4 protein-coding genes and 1 pseudogene are annotated in these 3456 nt (G+C 65.5%); 3 read left to right on the top strand and 2 right to left on the bottom strand.

The window, feature by feature from the left end; translation table 11 throughout:
* A partial coding sequence (locus JOY90_RS31490; RefSeq protein WP_291694993.1) for an aspartate-semialdehyde dehydrogenase occupies nt 1-711 on the top strand: 711 nt, incomplete at its 5' end.
* A gap of 21 nt (nt 712-732) precedes the next feature.
* On the top strand, nt 733-1278 hold the full coding sequence (locus JOY90_RS31495; protein WP_291694994.1) for a TIGR00645 family protein: 546 nt from the start codon (nt 733-735) through the stop codon (nt 1276-1278).
* Between the two features lie 141 nt (nt 1279-1419).
* Here JOY90_RS31495 and JOY90_RS31500 read toward each other — a convergent pair whose 3' ends face one another.
* A complete protein-coding gene (locus JOY90_RS31500; protein ID WP_291694995.1) occupies nt 1420-2070 on the bottom strand; it encodes a carbonic anhydrase in 651 nt (216 codons plus the stop codon).
* 100 nt (nt 2071-2170) lie between these two features.
* Between JOY90_RS31500 and JOY90_RS31505 the strand changes: the two genes are divergently transcribed.
* Entirely contained in the window at nt 2171-3046 is an 876-nt protein-coding gene (locus JOY90_RS31505; RefSeq protein WP_291694996.1) for a CoA ester lyase, read from the top strand.
* 143 nt (nt 3047-3189) lie between these two features.
* Here the strand turns inward: JOY90_RS31505 and JOY90_RS31510 are convergent.
* A pseudogene (locus tag JOY90_RS31510) lies at nt 3190-3456 on the bottom strand (hypothetical protein); the annotation flags it as partial.

Consider the following 3456-nt stretch of genomic DNA (forward strand, 5'->3'; position numbering starts at 1 on the left):
CCGGAGGTCAACGCCGACGCCGCGGCTGGCTTCGGCAAGAAGAACATCATCGCCAACCCCAACTGCTCGACCGCGCAGCTCGTGGTGGCGCTAAAGCCGCTGCACGATGCCGCCACCATCAAGCGCGTGGTGGTTTCGACCTATCAATCGGTGTCGGGCGCCGGCAAGGACGCGATGGACGAACTGTTCTCGCAGACCAAGGCGGTCTACACCAACGACGAGCTGGTCGCCAAGAAATTCCCGGCGCGGATCGCCTTCAACGTCATCCCCCACATCGACGTCTTCATGGAGGACGGCTACACCAAGGAAGAGTGGAAGATGATGGCGGAGACCAAGAAGATCCTCGATCCCAAGATCAGGCTCTCCGCCACCTGCGTGCGGGTGCCGGTGTTCGTCGGCCATTCGGAAGCCATCAACATCGAGTTCGAGCGTCCGATCACGGCCGACGAGGCGCGCGACATCCTGCGCAAGGCGCCGGGCTGCCTCGTCATCGACAAGCAGGAGGCGGGCGGCTACGCCACGCCCTACGAGGCGGCGGGCGAGGACGCCACCTATATCAGCCGCATCCGCGAGGATGCGACCGTCGAGAACGGCCTCGCGCTATGGTGCGTCTCGGACAATCTGCGCAAGGGCGCGGCGCTGAACGCGATCCAGATCGCCGAGGTGCTGATCAACCGCAAGCTGATCAGCGCCAAGAAGAAGGCGGCGTAGGTACCGCTCGGGAGCCGGAGCATGTCCGAGCAGCCGGCGTACCGGCCCAATCCGACGCTGAAGCGGGTCGAACGCGGACTCGAAGGCGTGCTGTTCAATAGCCGCTGGCTGATGGCGCCATTCTACATCGGCCTCGTCGTCAGCCTTGCGGTGCTGCTGTTCAAGTTCGCGATGCTGCTGTGGGAGTTCATCCTGCACGCGCCATCGGCCAAGGAGAGCGACATCATCCTCGGCGTGCTCAGTCTGATCGACGTGTCGCTGACCGGCAACCTCGTGCTGATCGTGGTCTTCTCCGGCTACGAGAACTTCGTCTCGCGGATCGATCCCGGCGGCCATCCGGACTGGCCGGAATGGATGACCAAGGTCGATTTCGCCGGGCTGAAGCAGAAGCTCTTGGCCTCCATCGTCGCGATCTCGGCGATCCAGGTATTGAAGGCGTTCATGAATATCGATGCGGTGTTCGATGCGACCAGGCTCGGCTGGCTGGTCGGCGTGCACCTGGTGTTCGTGGTCTCGACGCTGATCCTGGCGCTGTCGGATCGGTGGGGAAGCGAGAAGGCCGAATAGTCCGTAGGGTGGTAGTTTACAAGGGTGGGCTAAAGCGCGCAAGCGCTGTGCCCACCATTCTCTCTACAGCTCGGCTTGCAATGGTGGGCACGTTCTCTCTTTTGCGTGGCGCGCATCGGCATGCGTGGCCGCTTGGCCCACCTACGCAATCACAGCGTCCCGCGCGCTCTTGAATTCCTTGGTCGCCTTGTCGAGCACGAACAGCGAGCCCTCGGCGACGCCGAAATAGGCGCCGTGGAGCTGCAATTCGCCGCTCTCGACCCGCGTGCGCACGAACGGGAAGGTCGTCAGGTTCTCGAGCGAGCGGAACACGGCCGCCTTCTCGATGCGGGTGACGAAGTCCTGCAGGCTCTCGTGCGGGCGCTGTTCTACCACCTCGCCGGGCTTGATGAACATCGCCATCCATTTGCCGATGAAGTCGCCGGGCGACAGCGGCTGGATCTTGTCGATGAAGGCGCGGATGCCGCCGCATTGGGCGTGGCCGAGCACCACGATGTTCCTGATGTGCAGCACGTTGACGGCATATTCCAGCGCCGCCGAGACGCCGTGGGCCGCGCTGTCCGGCTGATACACCGGCACCAAATTGGCGATGTTGCGCACCACGAACAGCTCGCCGGGGCTCGCATCGAAGATCACCTCCGGCGAGACGCGGGAATCGCAGCAGCCGATCACCATGACCTCCGGCGACTGGCCGCGCTCCGACAATTCGCGATAGCGCGATTGCTCGGTCGGCAGCCGCTGGGTCGCGAAGGTCCGGTAGCCGTCGAGCAGGCGCTGCGGGAACGTAATCATGGTTTCAAGCCAAACCATATGGCGCGGATATGAACAAGCCTTTCGATTAGGCAGGCGAAATGCTATCGCCTTGCCCGGACCATAATCGAAGGAACCCGTCATGACCCGTCCGCGCCGCAGCCTCTTGTTCATGCCGGGATCGAATGCGCGGGCGCTGGAGAAGGCCCGCAACCTGCCGGCCGACGGCCTGATCCTCGATCTCGAGGACTCGGTCGCGCCTGACGCCAAGGTCAAGGCGCGGGAGCAGATCGCGCAGGCGGTGCAGGCGAAAGGGTTTGGCAAACGGGAGGTCTGGGTCCGGACCAACGGGCTCGACACGCCGTTCTGGCGCGACGACGTCGCGATGGCGGGCGCCGTCGAGCCCGACGGCATCCTGGTGCCGAAGATTTCCACCGTCGAGGATCTCGGCAGGATCGGCGCGCGGCTCGGCGAGGTCGGCGCGCCGGCCACGATCAAGGTGTGGGCCATGATCGAGACCGCGCGCGCGGTGCTCGATGCGGACCGGCTCGCGGGCGCCGCGCGTGATCCAAAAACGCGGCTCGCCGGCTTCGTGTTCGGGCCGAACGACCTGTCGCGGGAGACGCGGATCAGGATGCTGCCGGACCGCGCGGCCCTCGTCCCGATCATCACCCATTGCATCCTCGCGGCGCGTGCGCATGGCCTCGACTTCCTGGATGGGCCCTACAGCGACATCGGCAATGTCGACGGCTTCGCCGCCGAATGCGCGCAGGGGCGCGATCTCGGTTTCGACGGCAAGACGCTGATTCATCCGAGCCATATCGACGCCTGCAACGCCATCTTCACCCCGCCGGCGGAGGAGGTGGCCGAGGCGCGCAAGATCATCGCGGCGTTCGAATTGCCCGAGAATGCCGCGCGCGGCGCGATCCAGCTCGACGGCCGCATGGTGGAGCGGCTGCATGCCGAGATGGCCAAGCGGACGATCGCGATCGCCGACGCGATCGAGAAGATGGGCTGAGTGCTCGTTTGCTCGCGCTTCTGTGAAGCACGCGGGCTGTTTCACTTGGCACACTGTCATCACCCGCACCGCGTCGGCGCGGAGCGCCGCCCATCGTGAGCGGGAGGCACCTATCCGCTGAACGCCGCCCGCGTTGCGATGGATCAAACGGTGGCGCAGGGGCCGAACCGCTCCGCCGCCCAGGCAAACAGGCTCCCGGGGATCGGCGGCTGCTTGCTGCGGCCCTTGCCGGAAATGTGCAGGCCGATGACGGCCGGGTCCTCAAGCAGCGCCGAGAAGTCCGACGGCTCGAAGAAGCGTTTCGGCTCGGCGTGAACGGCGTAGAACGACGGCTTCGGCAGGGCGTGGCCGAGTTCGCCAAAGCGCGCCGCCAGCGCGGTGAGCGCCGCCGGGCCGTAGAGCGCGATGCG

The organism is Bradyrhizobium sp. (assembly GCF_019242285.1).
Taxonomy (GTDB): Bacteria; Pseudomonadota; Alphaproteobacteria; order Rhizobiales; family Xanthobacteraceae; genus Bradyrhizobium.

Excerpts from the sequence above, each read along its gene's own strand:
- JOY90_RS31495 (WP_291694994.1), top strand. The coding sequence starts at position 733 with ATGTCCGAGCAGCCGGCGTACCGGCCCAATCCGACGCTGAAGCGGGTC.
- JOY90_RS31500 (WP_291694995.1), bottom strand. The coding sequence starts at position 2,070 with ATGATTACGTTCCCGCAGCGCCTGCTCGACGGCTACCGGACCTTCGCG.
- JOY90_RS31505 (WP_291694996.1), top strand. The coding sequence starts at position 2,171 with ATGACCCGTCCGCGCCGCAGCCTCTTGTTCATGCCGGGATCGAATGCG.